At 42.7% G+C, this 20,286-nt stretch carries 7 protein-coding genes; all 7 read right to left on the bottom strand.

Annotation, left to right across the window (positions count from 1 at the left end; translation table 11 throughout):
• Positions 1-85 precede the first annotated feature (85 nt).
• Positions 86-6,007, bottom strand: coding sequence for a non-ribosomal peptide synthetase (locus DSZ37_RS07455; RefSeq protein ID WP_181380267.1), 5,922 nt, complete (start codon positions 6,005-6,007; stop codon positions 86-88).
• An 89-nt stretch (positions 6,008-6,096) separates the two neighbouring features.
• On the bottom strand, positions 6,097-8,151 hold the full coding sequence (locus DSZ37_RS07460; RefSeq protein ID WP_181380268.1) for a beta-ketoacyl synthase N-terminal-like domain-containing protein: 2,055 nt from the start codon (positions 8,149-8,151) through the stop codon (positions 6,097-6,099).
• A gap of 44 nt (positions 8,152-8,195) precedes the next feature.
• Positions 8,196-12,359 (bottom strand): beta-ketoacyl synthase N-terminal-like domain-containing protein, encoded by a 4,164-nt coding sequence (locus DSZ37_RS07465; RefSeq protein WP_109726294.1) that lies wholly within the window; start codon positions 12,357-12,359, stop codon positions 8,196-8,198.
• Positions 12,352-17,895, bottom strand: a complete 5,544-nt coding sequence (locus tag DSZ37_RS07470; RefSeq protein WP_109726295.1) for an SDR family NAD(P)-dependent oxidoreductase — start codon at positions 17,893-17,895, stop codon at positions 12,352-12,354. The genes DSZ37_RS07465 and DSZ37_RS07470 overlap by 8 nt, the downstream gene beginning before the upstream one ends.
• Positions 17,896-17,908: 13 nt before the next feature.
• Complete coding sequence (locus DSZ37_RS07475) at positions 17,909-19,129, bottom strand: ACP S-malonyltransferase (protein ID WP_109726296.1); 1,221 nt, start codon at positions 19,127-19,129, stop codon at positions 17,909-17,911.
• 20 nt (positions 19,130-19,149) lie between these two features.
• On the bottom strand, positions 19,150-19,383 hold the full coding sequence (locus DSZ37_RS07480) for an acyl carrier protein (protein WP_242978588.1): 234 nt from the start codon (positions 19,381-19,383) through the stop codon (positions 19,150-19,152).
• 138 nt (positions 19,384-19,521) lie between these two features.
• Positions 19,522-20,208: a 4'-phosphopantetheinyl transferase family protein gene (locus DSZ37_RS07485; protein ID WP_109726297.1), complete on the bottom strand. Its 687-nt coding sequence runs from the start codon at positions 20,206-20,208 to the stop codon at positions 19,522-19,524.
• Positions 20,209-20,286: the final 78 nt, after the last annotated feature.

A 20,286-nucleotide genomic window follows, 5' to 3' on the forward strand; every position in this document is an offset into this window, starting at 1 on the left:
ATCATTTCTATGGAGAGCCGCGACCTGCCGAAACCGCCGCAGCTCCCATAAAAATATGATATGATCGTTTGCTTTATCTATTGCTTCATTTTATGTCAAGTTCGTTTTTAAGATCTGAGTATATTGATTTAAGGAATTCATTCGGAACATTGATAAGATATTCAAGAATGGTCTGCAGATCAGAATGCATTTTTCTTACATCATCCTTATTCAGGAATTTCTGCTTGTATGTTGTCATAAGAGCTACCTGATCACTTGTCGGGAAAATATCGAATCTGAGCGGATATCCGAGTCTGAGGCAGCACTCATCAGAGAACGTGCTTTCCCTTGATACCTGCTTTTCCGCCTCAGAAAGCGTTACAACATTCTGATAGATGATGTAACAGTCAAATATCCTTTCATCACGATCATATCCTGACCACTGCGCTATATCAGATATGGGGATATTCTCAAACTTTCTCGTACTGCTCTGGTTGCTCATTATCTCCTTGCACCATGATACAAGCTTGACATCATCGGGGATATTTACTCTTAACGGGATTATATTAAGATTGGTACCGACTATGGATTCAACACCTTTCAGCTGTGCAGGTCTTCCGCTTACGAGGTTTCCGTAGCATATTTCTTTTTTGCCTGAATACAATGCAAGCAGCAGCGAGTATGCAGCCTGGAAAACAATATTCGGAGTAAGACCGTTTTTCTTCGCAAACATCTCGATAGCATTCTTCAGCATACCGTCTATGAAGGTACTGTATCTGAGGTAGCCTTCCTCGTCGTAAATCTGGCCGTGCTTGTATTCCTTTATGATCTCAAACTTTTTATATCCTGACATATAGCCCTTCCAGAATTCCTCGGCGGCTTCCATATCCTGAGAATTCACCCAACGGATAAAATCCCTGTACGAACGATGTTCAGGATAAGAGATCATTTCTACTCCGCTCGATACAGAATTGTATACCATGAATACTTCTTCCATTATCGTCCTGAGTGACCAGCCGTCTATACAGAGATAGCTATTGGTCATAATAAGCATATAATTGCCTTTTATATACTCTACTACACAGAGTCTGAACGGGCAGGGTCTGTCGGTCTCAAGTCCTCTTCTCTCGTCCTCAAGCAGATACTCCTTAACATGAGTATGCTGATCTTCGGGACGAACTTCCGTCAGATCAATGTACCTGAAGGGAAGACTTGTTGTCTTGTGAACCACCTGTAACACCTTTCCCGGCTCGGGGCACCAGAATGATGTCCTCATTATGGGCGTCTTTGATGCTACATACTGGAAAGCCTTCTCGAAACCATCTATATCAAGGGCTTCGGAATGAGTCATTACCTTCTGCATTACAAATTCGCCGTACTCAGGCTCATTTGTGACTTTTTTGTACATATACATCTGGAACGGGCTCAGAGGATATGCATCTTCGATATCATCATCAAAATGAGCATTGATCTTTTCCTTTTCTTCGGGCGTCACCATAGACCATGGCTCAGCAATAATATCCTCGTCCTCATTTCCGTCGGATACAGCAGCTATCTTTGCAAGCTCCTCTATGGTTGGGTTCTGGAATACATCACTGGGAGTGATCTTTATACCTGCATTATTTATTCTTGAAACGGACCTGATACACAGGATCGAATCGCCGCCCATTTCAAAGAAATTGTTTCTGATTCCGACTTTTTCGATGCCAAGTATCTCTGCCCATACCTGAGCGATCTTTTTCTCGATAGGAGTCGAAGGAGCTACATAACTTTCATCGTCAAGCAGCTTGATAGTGGAAGGGTCGGGGAGCTTGCTCTGATCGAGCTTGCCGTTGGAGTTTACAGGGAAATCTGATACTATCACAAAGAACGACGGTATCATATACTCAGGGAGCTGGGATTTCAGCAGCTTGGTTACCTGAGGTACCAGCTGTCTTACTCTGTTGGACTCCTCGGGAGCATTTGCACAGGTGCGGATATCCTTTACGCTTGTCGCAGCTGATGTGATCACTTCATCAAGATCATGTTCATTGCTCATAAACAGGGCGTCATAACACTTTCTGTCATTTTCCGATATGAGGCAGATGCATTTCATATCCTTTTCCTTGGCGAGCCTTATGAGCGTATTAGGATCAATGGCTTTCTTGCTTCTTATGCTTATCTCCTGCTTCAATACACTTATCGGAACATTATCATCCATTCCTTCTGCCAATTCGGATATGAGCACATCGTCATCGATCCTGCTGTTGGAAATACCCTTTATCAGCAGAGCATTATCCTCGCATTTATCAAGCTCCTCCCTGATCATTTCCAGTGGGAGACTGAATGAACTGATATCCTTGACTACCGGCTTTTCTGCTGGCTCGGCATTTGAAAGAAGCACATCATACCTGAACTTTGACATCTCATTCAGATATGAGCCTCTTTTCAGCATTACTGCTGCATTTTTAAGTCCTTCTATACTATCGGCAGCATATCTGAAGAATGCCGGACTTACGTTGAGTTCTTCTTCCTTCTCGATTATTCTCTGTACTCTTTCCTTATACACTATCACAGGAGTGGACGAGTGCATTTTGAACAGCTCCACTGAATGGTGGAAATCCGACAACAATTCATTGTTTCTCACATCACCGATGAATATATGACCGTTTTCGCTCAGTAAACCTGCAAGCTTGCTGAGCACATCGTACAGATAATGAACACTCGGGAAATACTGTACAACAGAATTGATAACGATCACATCAAATTTTTTGTTTTCAAAAGCCGAGATATCATCAGCCGAACATTTATGAAGTTCAAAATCACATATGCCTTCTTTTCTGCCTTCAGCGCATCTTCGGATATAATCAAGTGAATTCTGAGATATATCTGTACCCACATATTCCGAACAGTGATCTGCCAGACGGAAGAACAACAGACCTGTTCCACATCCTATCTCAAGTATCCTGTCATGCTTGACACTTTTTATGGTGGTGACAGTTTCATCTGCCCATTCGATCATGTTCTCAAGTGGGAATGGCTCATTGGTATAGCTGCTGTTCCAACTAATGAAATTATAAAGCGGGTTATCAGACTGCTCCTTTTCATAAGCCATATCAAAAACATTTTTCCACTGATCTACCTGTGATTCGTCAAGAGCCTCATTGCTCTGTGATATCTCTTCTGTCCTTGGCTTGATATATGCAACCAGTCGCTGACCGATGGAAGCAGAGCCTTCAAGGTGGCTCTGATTTATTCTTATATCCTTTACAACAACAACAGCATCCTGAACATCTTCATGAGCCGATATACATTTTTCGATCTCGCCAAGCTCTATTCTGAAGCCCTTGATCTTGACCTGATTGTCACATCTTCCGATAAAGGCAATGTTTCCGTCAGGAAGGTATTTAACAATATCTCCTGTCCTGTAAAGCAGATCGCCCTGATCACCAAAGATATCCGGAACGAACTTCTCCTTTGTGAGCTCTTCACGGTTATGATATCCCTTACTGAGACAGATACCGCCTATATACAGCTCTCCGTGGACACCAATAGGAACCGGATGCATATTGTTATCAAGTATGTACAGCTTGCAGTTCGATATCGGCTTACCAATGGGAACCAGTTCATTGCTGCAGTCACGCGGACAGTGCCAGTAGGTCACATCTACAGCTGCTTCTGTCGGGCCATAGAAATTATGCAGCTCAGCTTTATCAAATAGTCTGTAAAATCGCTGCTGGAGCTCAAAGGGAAGTGCCTCGCCGCTGCATATCACCTTTTCAAGACTTCTGCACTTGTTCCTGTCAAGGCTCTCCAGGAAAACACGGAGCATCGAGGGAACGAAATGCATTATCGTTACCTTCTCTCTCTCGATAATATCCATAAGATAAATATTATCCTTATGGCCCTCCGGCTTCGCCTCGATAAGCTCGGCACCTGTAATAAGCGGCAGAAAGAACTCCCAGACCGAAACATCAAAGCTGTACGGAGTTTTCTGAAGTATCCTGTCCTCGCTTGTAACACCGAGATATTCCTTCATCCAGAGGATACGATTGGTGATCGCCTTGTGAGTATTTATAGATCCCTTTGGCTTGCCGGTAGAGCCTGATGTATAGATCATATAAGCAGGGCTCTCAGGCGTAAGCACGACATCTTCGATATCATTTCCGGGCATCGTTTCCACAGAACTCCATCCGCTGTCAAGCGAGATACATCTGCTGTCATCTATGCCGAGCATACTTCTGTGTTTGTCTACTGTTACCATAAATGCAAAATCCGAATCATCTATCATGTATAAAAGACGATCTTCGGGAAGAGTAGGATCAAGTGATACATAAGCATTGCCCGATTTGATAATAGCAGTCAGTGCGATCACCATTTCAAGCGAACGCTCAAGGCACACACCTATGAGGTTCTCAGTACCGCTTACTCTTGATCTGATATATCTTGCAAGCTGATTTGCTCGTTTGTTCAATTCAGCATAAGTCAGCGTTTCCCCCTCAAAGCGAACAGCTGTTTTATCTCCATACTTCTGTGCAGCTTCCTCGATCAGTCTGTGCAGATATGGAGACCTTCCGAAATCATGCCGGGTATTATTCCAGTCATGCATTATAAGCTGCTTTTCGCTATCGTTTATTATGTCATAATCTGTAACTTTCTTTTCGGGATCAGCTACTATCTCTTCAAGTAATTTAAGATAGTTCTTTATCATTCTCAATATCGTAGAACGCTCAAAGATGGTGCTGTTGTATTCCATTACACATTCCATTACGGAATTACAGTCGATTATCGAGAGCCACAGATCAAATTTACACGTTCCGTTATGGAAATCAAGAGGCTCAAGAGTAATATCTCCGGCTTTTACCTCGGGAAATGGAGTATTCTGCAGAACAAACATGACCTGGAACAAAGGGTTTACGCTCATATCACGTTCAAGTTTGAGCTCGTCAACGATCTTCTCGAAGGGCATTTCCTGATTCTCAAAAGCATTGAGGATGTTCTCCTTCAGAGCATACATAAAATCAGTAAATCTCATCTCTTCACTGATCTTACCTCGAATAACAACTGTATTTGAGAAAAATCCCGCTATCTTCTCAAACTCTCTCTTTGTCCTGTTTGCGATAGGAGTTCCGACAAGAATATCCTTCTGATTGGTATATCTGTACATCATCAGCTGGAATACGCTCATAAGGAACATATACAGTGTAACATCATATCCTGCCGTAAGATCATTGATCTTTTTCATAAGATCGGCAGGGATAGCAAACTTCTCAAGTCCGCCCTTGAAATTCTCGATCGCCATTCTCTGATGATCGGTAGGAAGCTCAATAACTGTAGGTGCATCCTTCAGCTGCTCGCTCCAGAACTCCATCTGTTTTCTGAGGACCTCTCCTGTAAAGTACTTGTTCTGCCAGCAGGCAAAATCAGCATACTGAAATTCAGGAGCTTCGAGAGCAACAGGCTTGTTGTTCACGATCATATCGTATATTCTGCATAATTCTGTAAGATACATGGATATTGTCCATGTATCGGCAATTATGTGATGAACACTTATCAGCGCCATATTCTCATTGTCATTCTGTCTCCATATATTAACTCTGATAAGGGGTCCGTTCTCAAGATCGAAAGGGCGGAGGCTTTCATGGTGCATTTTCTCCTTTATGTATTCCCTTCGGTCAGCTTCGCTCATGCCGTCAAGTGCTTCATAACCGACACTAACGTGTAATTCCGGAACAACTACCTGTACCGTATAGGTGTCATAATCCTTGAAAACTGTTCTGAGAATATCATACCTCTCCACAAGAACATTTATCGCCTTTTCAAAAGCTTCAATATCAAGACTTCCGACGATCTTTATCGCCATCGGTATATTATAAGCTATACATCCGGGGATAAGCTTATTTATGAACCACATTCTGTTCTGCTGAAATGTCAAGGGGACCATTTCATTTTCAGCTCTGTGCTTTAAGACCTTGTTTTCCTGTAATACAGACATCTTTCCGCTTCTGTACCGGCTTAAAAGCTGCTTCTTTTTTTCCATCAGATCCATTTTTGCATTTCCTCCTGTTTTTAATATTATATGCATTTAGAGCCTTGCTATAATGAATTATCATCTTATGTCACATGATCCCGCGTATTTCACATAAATGAAAAATCCGAATCCATACCGTTTATTATCTTTTCGAGCTCCTCGTCGATAAATTCTGCCTGCTGCGCTACAGTGGGCATTTTGATAAATGTACTTATCTGTATATCAATAGGATACTTCTGCTGTATACGGTTAAGGATCTGAGTTCCAATAATGGAATTTCCGCCCAGCTCCATGAAATTATCGTTAACTCCGACATTTCTTATTCCAAGGTGATCACTCCATATTGCACAGAGTTCCTGCTCTATCTCACTCTCGGGAGCAACATATTCCGTAAACAGATCAGGTCTTTCATATAATGTCTTTGCTGTTTTTTCAGCAGGTGGATCGCTGCTCTCTGTACTTTTTTCAAATGATACGACAGATGCAGCTCCGGGCTCGGCTGCCTCATACCAGAACTGCTTTCTGTCAAACTGATATAACGGGAGCCTAATCTTTCTGCCGTGCTTTCTGTTTTTATAGTAGGCACTCCAGTCGATATTATAGCCTTCATTCCACTTATCGATAAGTTCTTCTATATCTGCATTTTCATCAGGCTGATAATAAGGGCAGTCAGAAAACTCTTTTATATCGATATCCTGAAGACCGGAATGTAATTCTTTAATATCACCTGCTTTTATACAAGCCCTGAATCTGTACTGTGAACGTGAAATCTGAGTTGTATACGCAATATCTGCTGCATTCATGTCAGGATCAAGCTCTATAGCACGAATATACTGATCTCTCAACGCCATTAATGAAACCTTGGAATCAGCTGAAAGAAGAACATATCCGTTATCCTGTACTTCTGTCTCCGTATCAGTCTCAGGAGCTTCCGCAAGAATAATATGAATGTTGTTTCCGTATTCGCTCACATGATTCAGGCACATACAGCCTTCAGCCTTTTCAACTGCTTCAGCCGAATCATTTATGTAAAATGCTCCGTCATAAGGAAATCCGTCAAAGGGGATGGTATATTCTGCCTGCGGGATGAGAACCCTGTTTCTCAGCATATGAACAAGTTTGCCCATAGCTGCAATCCCCGATGCCTCACCTGCATATCCTGTATTGGCACTTACCGAACCAAGACAACATGATGAGCCTGCTGCACCTTCTTCAGTGAACACTTCGGATAAACATCTTATCTCCTCAATATCTTTTGCCATGATCCCGGTACCGGTGATCTCTGCATATGAGATATCTGTCGGAGCAACATCAGCTGCTCTGTATGCATCATGTATAAGCTCTTTTCTGCCTTTTCTGTCCGCTGCATATCCACAGGAATAGCCTTTTATCACCGCTAAAATGTTGTCATTGTCTGCTAAAGCGTCGTCAAGACGTTTAAGCAGAAACATTCCCGCACCCGAAGCAGGTATAAGACCGTCACAGTCATTTCCGAACACATTGTTTTTTCCTGTTCCGGAAAGAGGTCCGCCCTCATGATATACATATCCTGCTTTCTGCGGAACACATACCGATGCTCCGCCTGCAATTGCTGCATTGCATCTGCCGCTTATGATCGAATCACAGGCAAGGCAGACACACTGCAGAAAGCTTGTACTCCCGTTCTGCACAGACATACTCTCACCATGCAGACCGAATATCTTTGATATCATTGACGAAATAACGTTTCTGTCATTACGATCCAGCAGCTCTATATGGCTGTGCTTGCTGAGAGCCTCGGCATTATTGAGCAAATTGTTCAATAGATAGCTGCTCAATGAAGCTGTTGTAAACACGCTGATGTTTCTCGGAGTATTCTCCGAGACAGACCAGCCTGCGCTTTCAAGGCACTCCCATGCACATTCCAGCAGGATCCTTATCTGAGGGTCAAGTATTGCTGCGCCTTCACTGTCTATCCCAAATGCCTCTGCATCAAACAACTGTATATCATCCAGCATTGATCTGTACGGAACATATGAAGCACTCTGATCAAATATATTCGGAGCTTTGATCCTTGTTTTAAGAACCTTTTTACCGCATAACGCATCAAAAAGCTCGTCTGCCGTGCGTACCCCGTTAAATCTGTATGCTTCGCCGATCACTGCGATATCTGTCGTACTCATAAATCCACCTCTCAAAGTTTTGGACTTAGTATTATCCTTCCGGATCATCTGATCCAGAACTCATCCTTTGCAAATCTGTATACAGGTAAAGCCAGCCTTCTGTGTGTACTGTTTTTGTCAAACAGTCCTCCAAGATCGAGCTTGACTCCGTTTACCCAGAGATTAGCTATTTTATCCAGCTCGCGGTCTTCAATAAGTATCCTTGTCAGTTCTTCGCCGACTCTTCCGGTCGTGATCTCTTTCAGATCAATTTTAGCTTTATTGACATTTCCTGTATAGATGCTTTCATTCTTGCCGCCCGCGAGATAATCCTCAAGGCGCTCAATTACCTGTTCTGCGGAGTTTGCTGTAAACGCCAGTCTCTCCTGCATATCCTCACGTCCTGATATGAGAGTAAAGGCGATATCGGATAAGCTTTCTTTTTCGGAAGAACTCTTTATATAATCCCGGAGATCCTCAGCTCTTTCCCTGAGTCTGTCAGTATTTTTAGCTGACAGTACAATGAGCTGATCGCCCTCTGTTTCAGAAGGATCATCGGTATCTCCAACGTATTCTTCAACTACCATATGTGCATTTGATCCGCCAAAGCCGAATGAACTGATACCGGCGATACGCTTTATCCTGTTTCCATCCTCGTCAACAGGTTCCCATGGAACATTCTCATTGATAAGATAGAAAGGTGTACCGTTCAGGTCGATATTGCTGTTAAGCTCCTCAAAGCTTATATTTGCAGGTATCATGCCATGCTTCATGGAAAGCAGTACCTTAAACAGAGCTGCCATTCCGGCTGCTGATTCAAGATGTCCGATATTAGTCTTGACAGCACCTATTCCGCACTTCTTTGCCTCCGGCATTTTCTTCCCTGCATCACCATACATCTGTGCAAATGCTTTTTTCAGTCCGTTGATCTCGATCGGATCTCCCAGCGGAGTAGCTGTACCATGAGCTTCTATATACGAAACGTTTTCAAAATCTATGTTGCTCCTGCTCCACGCCCTTCTGATAAGGTCTGCCTGAGCTCTTGGATTCGGAGCTGTCAATGAGCTTGCTCTTCCTCCGTGATTAACACATATATTCTTTATAACGCCGTAAATATGATCGCCATCCTCAACAGCCTTTGAGAGCGGTTTGAGAATGATCGTACCAACGCCCTCTCCCCTGACATATCCGGCAGCTTTTTTATCAAAAGTACGCGCCTTTCCGTCCACTGACAGCATTCCCGACTTCGAGAATGAAAGATATGCAACAGGGCTGATGATAATGTTTACTGCACTTACGATCGCCGCACTGCATTCATGTCTCTGAAGTGCATTTACAGCATGATATACAGCAGTAAGCGAGCTTGAACAAGCTGTGTCTACGATCTCGCTTATACCGTGCGTATTCAGAAAATATGATATCCTGTTAGGAAGCATTATATGAGCATTTCCGGTAGTAGTCTGTGCCTGAACATCCTTCTGTCTGTCACCTATCAGGTATGAGTAATCCATTGAGGAAATAGCTGTGAATACTCCTGTATCTGTACCTGAAAACTCAGATGCCTTATGTCCCGAATCCTCTATTGCCTTCCATACGTCCTCCATGACCATACGGTGCTGAGGATCGAGGTATTCAGCCTCTCTGGGCGAGATATTGAAGAAATTGGCATCAAAACTTCTGATATTCTTCATGAATCCGCCCCACTTGGACTTTGTCTTATTTATCTCGGTATACGGATCTCCGTAAAATTCCTTCCAGTCCCATCTGTCAGCAGGTATCTCTGTTATCATGCTCTCATTATTTGAAAGCCTCTTCCAGAACTCTTCAAGATCGTCACACTGAGGCATCACACCGCTTATACCGACAATAGCAATCTCATCATTATCATTTTCGGATATGCTGAGTTTCTTTACAGATGTCTTTTTTTGGCTTAAAGCAGAAAGACTGCTCACTTTTTTGGAACTCTCGCCCTGCTCGCCTGTAAAACTTCTTAGCTGTTCCGGATATTCGGATACGAGATAATCTACAAAACCTTCCAGATTATAGAATTCATATATAGCAGTAGGCTTGATATCAGTACCGAGATCGGAATTGATCCTGTCAACCAGCTTATAAATATGCATTGATTCAAAGCCGTAATCGCTTATATTCAGCTCTGGATCCAGCTCGCTCTCATCCACCTCGATAATCTCCGCAACAACTGAAGACAGGTATTTGTATATACTCTGCTTTGAAGCATCGGAAAACTCTGTTATCGGTGACGGGCTGCGTTCAACGTTCTTTTCATCAAGTGTAAGTTCATCATCGATATTATAAACGCTGCATCTGATCTTCTCAAAGCAATACTGCGGCAGATCAGCGATATGAAACTCTCTGCTGTCATAAAGGCTGCTGAAATCGGTGATATACTCTCTTACATATTCATCCGATATCTTCTTCAGCTGCTCCGCCCTCGCATTCTTTTCAAGAGCAAGCCTTGATACAGAAAATGCTGCATTCTTCTTTTTTCTGACATTACAGAAGCTTCCGCCAAAGGAATCGTTTTCTTCATGATCAGCCGATAAATACATTCTGACAGCAGATATCAGCTCTTCCGCAGATGCAGCGGTAAAAGCACATCTGTACTTATAATGGCTTCTTCTTACCGCAAGTGTATAAGAAATATCATCAAGAAGTACTTGCTTACTCTCGTCCAGAAAAATGCAGAACGCTTCCAGATAATTCTTTAAAGCTTCTTTGGATTTGGCGGAAAAAACAAATACATTCTCTTTTGCTTCATTGGCAGCAGCTTTATACTGAGGCTCCCATTCCTCCAACACCATGTGTACATTTGATCCGCTGTAGGCATAGGCGTTGATAGCAGCGATCCTTTTTTTACCATCAGGAACATTCCAGTCTCTGTGCTCCTTTGAGATCACAAAGGGAGTCTTTTCCAGCTCAATAAGTTTATTGACGTTATTACAGTTGATCGACGGAACAAGCTCCTTGTTTTTCAGACACATTACAGTTTTTATGAAGCTTGCAGCTCCCGCCGAATTTATGGTATTGCCTATGTTCCCCTTTACCGAACCGATAGAACAATACTGCCTCTTTTCAGTATGGTCCATGAAAACAGATGTCAGCCCCTGAACTTCAAGAGCATCGCCCATTACTGTACCCGAACCATGAGCTTCAACATAGGAAATATCGCTCGGGTCCACCTTATATCTGTTATAGACCTGCCTCTGAAGACGTTTCTGCGCGTTGACGCTCGGAGCAGTCAGTCCGTTGGTCCTTCCGTCATAGTTTATACCCGAAGCTGAAATTACAGCATATATCCTGTCGTTGTCCTCTATAGCCTTATCCAGCTTTTTGAGCACTACAAGACCTACTCCGTCTCCGAAAAAGCTTCCTTTGGCATCTTCATCAAACGGACAGCATTTTCCTTCACCGGCAGACATCCCTACACCTGTGAGGGAGCTTATTAGGCTTTCCGTATTCATGACCAGTATACCGCCTGCGAGAGCCATTTCACACTCATTAAGGGTCAGGCTCTCAGCCGCAAGATGTATTGCTGTCAAAGCTGATGTGCAAGTCGTATTCACAGAAACTGAAGGACCGTTCATATTCAGGAAATAGGATATGCGTCCGGGAAGTATAGCTTCATCATTTCCCGAAAAGATACTGATATCTTCCTGATCTTCTACGTTTTCATCGATCAGGTTAAAGTAATCACCGCGTCTGCATCCCAAAAATACACCGCAATCCGTTTCGCTGAGCATGGTGTCCGAATACCCCGCATCTTCAAGAGCATGATATGCTTCTTCAAGAAATATCCTCTGCTGATTGTCTGTAAGGCACGCTTCCTTATGACTAAAGCCAAAGAAATTGTGATCAAATGAATCAATGTCGCCGATAACTGAACCGCAGTAATTCTTGTCTTTTCCCCATCTTTCAATTCTTTTTACAGAATTTCTGCCCTCACAGAGATTATCCCAGAATTCACCCACAGTATCGGCGTCAGCATATCTGCATGACATTCCGATAACAGCGATCTTCTCTATTACTCCGTCAGTTTTTTTCACAGGCGATGTGATTTCTGCTTTTTTATCATCAGCAGATAATGGCTTATCATCAATGCATGAAAGAGAATTCAGTTTCTCAAGCTCAGCCACTGCACATTCCTTAGAGATCGTTTTATCCTTTACCTTTTTTAGTATCTCTTTCCTCTGAAAAGAAATATCATTCATAATTTCTTTCCTCCATAAACTTCTCTGCCTGATCAAGTGAGATACTTCCTTCAGAAAGCATCGTAACGATCTTGCTTATACCTTCTTTTTCGCGTTTGCGTTCAATGTCTGCGATCTCATTGATCCTGCTGTCGCTGATAGTGTTTCTGACTACTATCTTACCGATATTCTCTCTGTGGCTAATAAATTCATATGCCTTGATGACATCGCTGAAATCGAACTGCTTACCCACTGTTGGACGTATCCTTCCCTCTGCAAGTGTCTCGCTGACTTGTTTCAGGTATTTGCTGACAATATCAGCATCCGACAGCATCACTCGTCTGAGATCAATGCTCACAAACATCTGATTGTGCGTGAACTTAGAAAGATCAAGCTTAGCGGAATTCTTCAGACCCGTCATTGCAAGCTCGACATAGCGGCCTCCCGGCGCGAGTATATCCATTCCCTTCTGTATAGCTTCACCGGAGAGTGTGTTTATCACTATATCAACGCCCTTATTCTCTGTCATTCTCAGTATTTCCTGCTTGAAATCATGAGTCGAATAGTTGATAAGGTGTTTTACACCCATGCCTGCCAGATATTCCAGCTTGGCATCGGAACCTGCGGTAGCATACACATCAAGCCCCTTTGCAAGTGCGTACTGAACGGCTATAAGTCCTGTACCGCCTGCCGCACTCTGTATAAGTATCTTCTCGTTTTCCCTGACCCTTATGCTTTCAAAGATATGATGCACTGTCATGAAAACAACAGGGAAAGCGCAGGCTTCTTCAAAGCTGACATTTCCCGGCTTGCGGGTCAGCGCATTTGCTGTTACGGTAATGATACCACTCTGTGCGCCCATTCTGCTGTCAGTAAGACCTATTACCTCATCACCTATGTTATATCCGGTTACTCCCGGTCCAAGCTTGACAATAACGCCCGAGAACTCAAATCCGGGAATAAAAGGATAATCCGGCATAGTAGGATAAAGTCCCTGAACGCAAAGAAGATCACCGAAGTTCAATGAAAAAGCCTTGACAATTACCTGAACCTCGCCATACTCCGGCGGCTTGGGAGTTATATTGCAGATCTCGATATCGCTTATATCTCCACTCTTTCTCAATACTACAGCCTTGAACTCAGACTCCTCATCAGTAACGTTATTCAGAAGTGATTCACTGACATTTTCTTCATCCTTGTCATTCTCTGCAACCGAGTAGTTTTCTAACAGATATTCCGAAAGCTTTCTTATATTGCCTGTTTCAAAGAGTACAGTTGTTTTAAGATTGACATTGAATTCTTTATTGATCGCATTGATATACTTAACACCTGAAATGGAATCTATACCCATCTCGGCGAATTCCTCTTCAATATCTATGTCTTCTTCCTGCATGAAAAGCTCTTTAATCGTGCAGGCAATGACTCTGTTCTCAACTTCCTCATAGCTTCCGATATGAGAAACAACCGGCTCGGTATTATCAGCAGTCTTTTCATTATCATTGACATCTTCCGCTTTTATAAAGGTTTCTATAACGCTGCTGTCAGCCTTGATACTGACAATCTGATCGTTATCTGATCCCATAAGATATCTCAGTGCAGGAAGTATCTCATCTGATTCTATGGAATAAAGCCCCTGACCCGTTATTGATTCCTTATAGTCAGCACCTGAGACCTTACCGAATGAGCCGAAGTATCCCCAGTTGATATGCTTAACTGCCGTATTACCGCATCTGTTGAAATACTCGGAGACATAGTCCTGGAAAAGACTTGCAGCCGCATAGTTGCTCTGACCTTCAGCAAGGGCATATGTCTGTATGGAAGAATATGTTATAACAAATCCTGCCTCAGCCTTCATCATCAGCTGAACAAACGATGTAGTACCTCGTGCCTTTACTCTTACGACCTCTTTCAGCTCTTCCTCGGTCATATTCCGGATCATATGATCTCTTAGAACAAATGCAGAAAAAACAGCTCCATCGATCCTGCCGTGCCTTTCAGTCACATCAGAGATCACCGCTTCCATTCTTTCATTGTCGGTAACATCGGCAGCTATATATTCTACTTTTCCGCCGTATCCCTCTATCTCGGAAAGAATCTTCTTTTTATCGTCATTAAGCTTACTTCTGCCAATAAGTATCAGATCTGCCTGATATTTTTCAGCAAGCTGCTTTGCTGTTTCGGAGCCTACGCCACCAAGACCGCCTGCGATAATGTATGTTCCGTTTTTTGTAAATACATCTGCGTTTTCAGCCTTTTCACAGCTTTCAAGCTCATATATAAAGAATCTGTTGTCTCTTTCGACTACTATGCGCGAATAGGAATCAAACCGCATATCCGAATATACCTTTTCCGCAAGCTCCTTGATATGTCTGCTGCGATCAGGAGAGATAAGATCTGCATCAAGAACGCTTATCCCATAATCGGGATACTCCTTTTTGGCAGAACCAACAAAGCCATATATAGACGAATAATAAGGAAACACATGATCACTGTCTGACAATGCCGACTGATTTGCAGTAACAATATTGAGCTTCGTATTTCTGTTTGCTCTGCTGCCAAGGATACCAAATAATCTGTATACTGATACGACGCCCTTTTCATCAGACTCTCCGAGTACAGACAGATGTTCCCTGCCATTATCTTCAGACTCCGTTCCGACCATGAAGAATATCTCCTCGGCATCATCAAGATCGCCAAGCTTGCTGAAGCATTCTTTATCATTGAGAACGATACGGCAGCTTTCTCTGTACCCGGCGATCTCATCAGCAAAGTCCTTCATATCCTCTGTACAGATTATGACAGTACCGTTATAACGCTTATCGTCATTTCTGTATTTATCAAGATCTGTCTCTTTCCATTTTTTCACCAGATAAGTTATATCCGGAACTTCTCCCGATGATACTGTTTTGGTAGAAAATTCCTTGATATATGCACAAAGCTTTTCATTTTCATCATAAATATATACGTCGAACCTGTTCTGACTTATCACACGGACATATGCCTGTCCTTTTTGCGGCAGGCTGTTATACAGCTCTATCCTCTTTATCCCGTAAGGAACATAAGTGCCTCCGCTTTTTCCGCCAAGAGCACAGGCCATAGCTCCGATCGTCTGTAAAGCACTGTCGAAAACAGAATAGCTCATCCGTACTCCATCTGAAGATGTGACCTCAAAAGAACCGATCGCTTCACTCTCGCTGCATACAACGTTTTCAAGTCCGCGGAATGATCTTCCGTATTCAATGTTTACCGAAGAATAATAATCATATATCTCATCGCGTTCTGCTTTATGATGCAATTTCTGTCTGACAGCCGAAAGATCCGGAATGGCAGCTGGCTCTTCATTTGCTCTGCTTATCAGAGCCTTTGTATAAAGCGTTTCGCTGTCATCATCAGAGAGAGCCTTGAATATCAAGCCATCTTTTTCCTTGCTGATCATTATTCTGATGCTTTTGTCCTCATCAGCTGTGAGCATATTGACCCAGTAGAAATCCTCAACAATTATCCTCTCAGAACCAAGCAATTCCTCTGCCAGATCTGCAAATATCTCAGCATATTCAGCAGCAGGCATTACAAAATGGTCATTTACTCTGTGATCTCTGATATACGGCTCGTTCTTGCTGATATCCTTTATAAGTAAAAGAGAGTTATCATCACATGAACTGATATGTATACGGTCATACGGATAGACATTCTTTTTTGAGTCGTTTTTTTCAAGCCAGTATCGTCTCTTTTCAAAAGGATAAACCGGCAGGCGTACAGGGGGACAGCCTTCTCCGTAGAATTCCTTGATCAGCTTGTCAGAAACGCTGCCATTTCCGATATAATCCGTAACGATCTTCTTTAATATCTCATTTTCACAGCTGCCCGATTGGTCTGCTGCTGACATGGCTTTGGTATCACCGAGCTTTATAAGCGAACCGATCTTTTCACACAGTTCTTCCCTGCTGCCGGCAATGATCGCAAGTCTCTTTGAATAGCTTTTCCTGTAATTCAGAAGAGTATATGATACGGCATCAAGAGCGGAAATATCATTTTTCTCAAAGAACTCCTTCATATTTATCAGGAGTTCTTTCAAAGCACTGTCCTTTTTTGCCGAGAAAACGAAAGGAAGCTCTTTCTGTCCACACTTATACTCAGTCATGGGAGATGAATACTCCTCAAAGACCATATGACAGTTTATACCGCTGAGTCCAAATGAATTTATCGCGCATTTGCGGGGAGACTTGCTGTCCCAGCTGACAGTATCCCTGACTACCTTGAAAGGAGTAGTTCTCAGATCAAAATGCTCGTTTTCCTTACTAAGATTTATGGACGGGACAAGCATTTTATGTTCGAGGCAAAGCATGAGCTTAACAACACCGGCAGCTCCCGAAGCAGCAAGAGTATGACCAATATTTGACTTGAGTGCTCCGATATAGCAGAACTGCTTTTTATCGGTATATCCTGCAAAGGCGTTCTTCATCGCTGATATCTCTATCGGATCACCAAGCTTTGTGCCTGTTCCGTGGCATTCTATATAAGAGAACTCAGAGGGATCTATATCGTATCTCTCATACACCTCCTTTTCGAGAGCAGTCTGAGAAGGACTGCCCGGAGCAGTAATACCGTTTGTAGCGCCGTCATAATTGACTGCCGAACCCTTTATGACTGCATATATATGGTCTTTATCCTCTATAGCTTTATCAAGCTTCTTCAGGATAACAACAGCAGCACCTTCAGCGGGAACGAAGCCGTCAGCATCATTGTCAAAGGTCCTGCACCTGCCGCTGTTTGATAGCATACCCATTTTATTTGAGATGTAATGAGTATCAGGAGTTGAGATAACATTAACACCTCCTGCAACAGCAACAGTACACTCATCGTTCCTTAGGCTCTGACACGCCTGGTGGATAGCTACCAGTGAAGATGAACAAGCAGTATCTATAGTCATATTCGGACCGTTAAGGTCAAGGTTATAGGCAAGTCTTGCGGAAATAAAAGAATTTCCCAATCCTCCCATTCTTGTCTGTATCTTATAGTCTCCGCCCATGGCACCTACAAAAATGCCGCAGTTCTTTTTATCGAGCCTGTCGTTTGCATAGCCGGCATCTTCCAGTGCGTGCCAAGCCTCCTGCATGAATACTCTTTCCTGGGGATCCATATTCAGTGCATCCAGAGGGAGTATGTTAAAAAAAGAGGCGTCAAATTTGTCGATGTGTTCAACCACACCCATCTTATCACACGCAGATGAACTGCTGTCATCCTTGATATCTTCGTATTCTGCTCCCCAACGTTCAAGAGGGACATCCGAGATGCAATCTTTTCCTTTTACAAGATTGTCCCAGAGCTCATCAACATTTTCCGCATCGGGAAGTAACGAAGATATGCCTATAACAGCAATATCATTGACCTGATAAGAAGAATTTGACGCCTTCGTATCTATTCTGTTGTTATCTGAGATATGCTTTAATAATTCGACAGCATTCTGAGGAGTTATCTCACCTCTGCTGACCTTTAAGTATATCTCACGCTTTCTCTGCTCGAAAGCATGGCTTTCCCCATGAATACTAATAGACATATTGTATATTCCCCTAAACAATATTACCAAGCTTTTCAGCCATGCTCCTGAGTTTATTCACCTTTCCGGTAATGACCCTATGGTCCAAACTCTTCAATTCAAATATCTGCGAGCACAGGTCTAAAGCTTTATCTACAGTATCAGTTATGGTGTCATTATTGGTACATTTAAGCTGGATCAGTTCGTTTATATAATCAACTGCTTGACTGTATTCCTTTGCATTACTATTATTATTTTTGCAGTTAATAGTTTCTTTAATACATAGATTTATAAAATTGCTCATATCAGCAAAACTGTTTCTGCACATTTCCTTTATATGATCGCGTTCCCCCGCCACCGCAAAGGAAAAAACAGGTATATGGCCATTGCCATTTTCTCTGATAAGAGTTGAAACAACGGATGACGGCCCGATATCGATCATCGCGTCCACATCGGTATCCGCGATATATCTTAATGCCTCATCCCATCTTACACGGCTGCAAACCTGAAGGCTAAGCAATTCAGGCACCTCTGACTCAGAGCGGTAAGGCCGTGCTGTAAAGTCTGATATAACACTGAATTCAGGAGGATTCAGCTTACATGAACTTAGCTTTTCACGAAGCTCCTCTCTTACACTTGTCATCATTGAACAATGGAACGGAGGGCTCATCAGAAGTGGTGTAGTATTACCGTTAAACTTCATTACCTCTTTTTCAAGCTCCATCAGAACGCTCTGATGTCCTGAAACAGCAAACTGTTTACCCGAATTAACACAGCTTATCTCTGCAAAGTATTCACTATCCGATAAACCGTCACATAGTTTCTCAAGCTGTTCCTTGCTGAAGTTGTCAACAATGGTCATTGCCCCCCTTTGACTGTCAGCCACAGCTTTTGCAAGGTCTGCCCTCAGCTTTACGATCCTGAGTGAATCCTCAAAGGATAAAACACCTGCGGCAGTCAGTGCAGAAAACTCTCCGATGCTGTGTCCTGCACATATTTCAGGAAATACACCTGTTTCGGATATCCATACTTTATACGAAGCATAGGAAGTAGTCAGTATCGACAGTGTCATTATATCGGGAAGGTTCAACTCACTTATCCTTCCTTCAAAGCACTTGCCCGCCAGATCAAAGCCCAGAACATCATTTGCCTCATCAAACACTTTTCTTGCAACAGGAAACTGCTCATAAAGCTCCTTTCCCATTCCGCGGAAGTGCGAGCCCTGCCCGGGAAATAACATAGCTATTCTTTTCATTATTTCTCTCCCAAGACTATTCAGGCAGTTTTTCTTTCTACGAAAGCACAGATCTTATTGATCGTTTCAAAATTTGAAAGATCCAGCTCATCGTTTTCTATCTGGATCGAAAACTCATTCTCGAGGAACATGATAAGCTGCATGGAAAAGAGTGAATTTACCATACCGCTCTCAAAAATATTCGTGTCATCATTACAATCGTCCATTTTTACGAATCTTGAAATAAATCCTCTTACTTTCTCATTAACATTCACTTCGATCACCTTTTACCTTTCTTATAGCAAATAATAATTTATATTTTCACTAAGAGACGGAACAGGCAAGGAGCAGAATAAAAGATGTAAAAACCCTTTAATCATCATATCCCTTTATATCCCCCACACTTAGCTAAATCATCTGAAAGCATCGATCACACGCAGCAGATCATATTCGGCAATATCTTCAAGCCTTTCATCCGACGGAAAACAAACCGAATACCAATACCTGCCGTCAAGCTTTCTGTTGAAAAAAGCATTTTCACTGTCTGTCTTTTTACTATTCTTCAGAAGTATCCTGTCACCCGTAAGATCAAAGGAAAAGGAATCAAACGGGCAATGCAGGCCATCTCCTGTTTTCTTGACATAGCTCTCTTTCAAAGTCCAGAGCCTGTAAAACATATCCGCCTGAATATCCTGCGGCAAGGCATTTATCATTTCTCTCTCTGATCCTGAAAAAACGCTGTATACCTCCGGAAGTTCCATTCTGCTGATCTTCTCGATATCTATGCCCATATCAGCATCTCCAACAGCACAGGCAACATAATCTCCCGAATGCGTGATATTGAACTTCAGCTCACTTCCTATCAGATATGGCTTTCCGTATTTATCAGCACCGAACATTATTTCTGCTACGTTGATGCCATATATCGTACTCAGCATATGCCTGAGAAGAAGCTCGGCGGCAAGTGACCTTATCTTGTCCTCGTCCCGAAGGAACTTGCTGATCCTGTTTTTTCTCTCCGCTGAAACGCAGTCTGTTAAGTAATTAACATTATCAAAATCATTAATAGCCGAAACATTAACTATTCCCTGATATATCATGCCTATTCTCTTACTCCTGCCATCACTTTTTTCAGAACAGAACCGTGTTTTTACAGAGCCGTTATTGTCATAAACGCA

The organism is Ruminococcus flavefaciens, assembly GCF_900116855.1.
GTDB lineage: Bacteria > Bacillota > Clostridia > Oscillospirales > Ruminococcaceae > Ruminococcus > Ruminococcus flavefaciens_R.

Bases quoted from the DNA above. Each gene is read 5' to 3' on its own strand.
- DSZ37_RS07455 (WP_181380267.1), bottom strand. From the start codon at position 6,007: ATGGATCTGATGGAAAAAAAGAAGCAGCTTTTAAGCCGGTACAGAAGC.
- DSZ37_RS07460 (WP_181380268.1), bottom strand. From the start codon at position 8,151: ATGAGTACGACAGATATCGCAGTGATCGGCGAAGCATACAGATTTAAC.
- DSZ37_RS07465 (WP_109726294.1), bottom strand. From the start codon at position 12,359: ATGAATGATATTTCTTTTCAGAGGAAAGAGATACTAAAAAAGGTAAAG.
- DSZ37_RS07470 (WP_109726295.1), bottom strand. From the start codon at position 17,895: ATGTCTATTAGTATTCATGGGGAAAGCCATGCTTTCGAGCAGAGAAAG.
- DSZ37_RS07475 (WP_109726296.1), bottom strand. From the start codon at position 19,129: ATGAAAAGAATAGCTATGTTATTTCCCGGGCAGGGCTCGCACTTCCGC.
- DSZ37_RS07485 (WP_109726297.1), bottom strand. From the start codon at position 20,208: ATGATATATCAGGGAATAGTTAATGTTTCGGCTATTAATGATTTTGAT.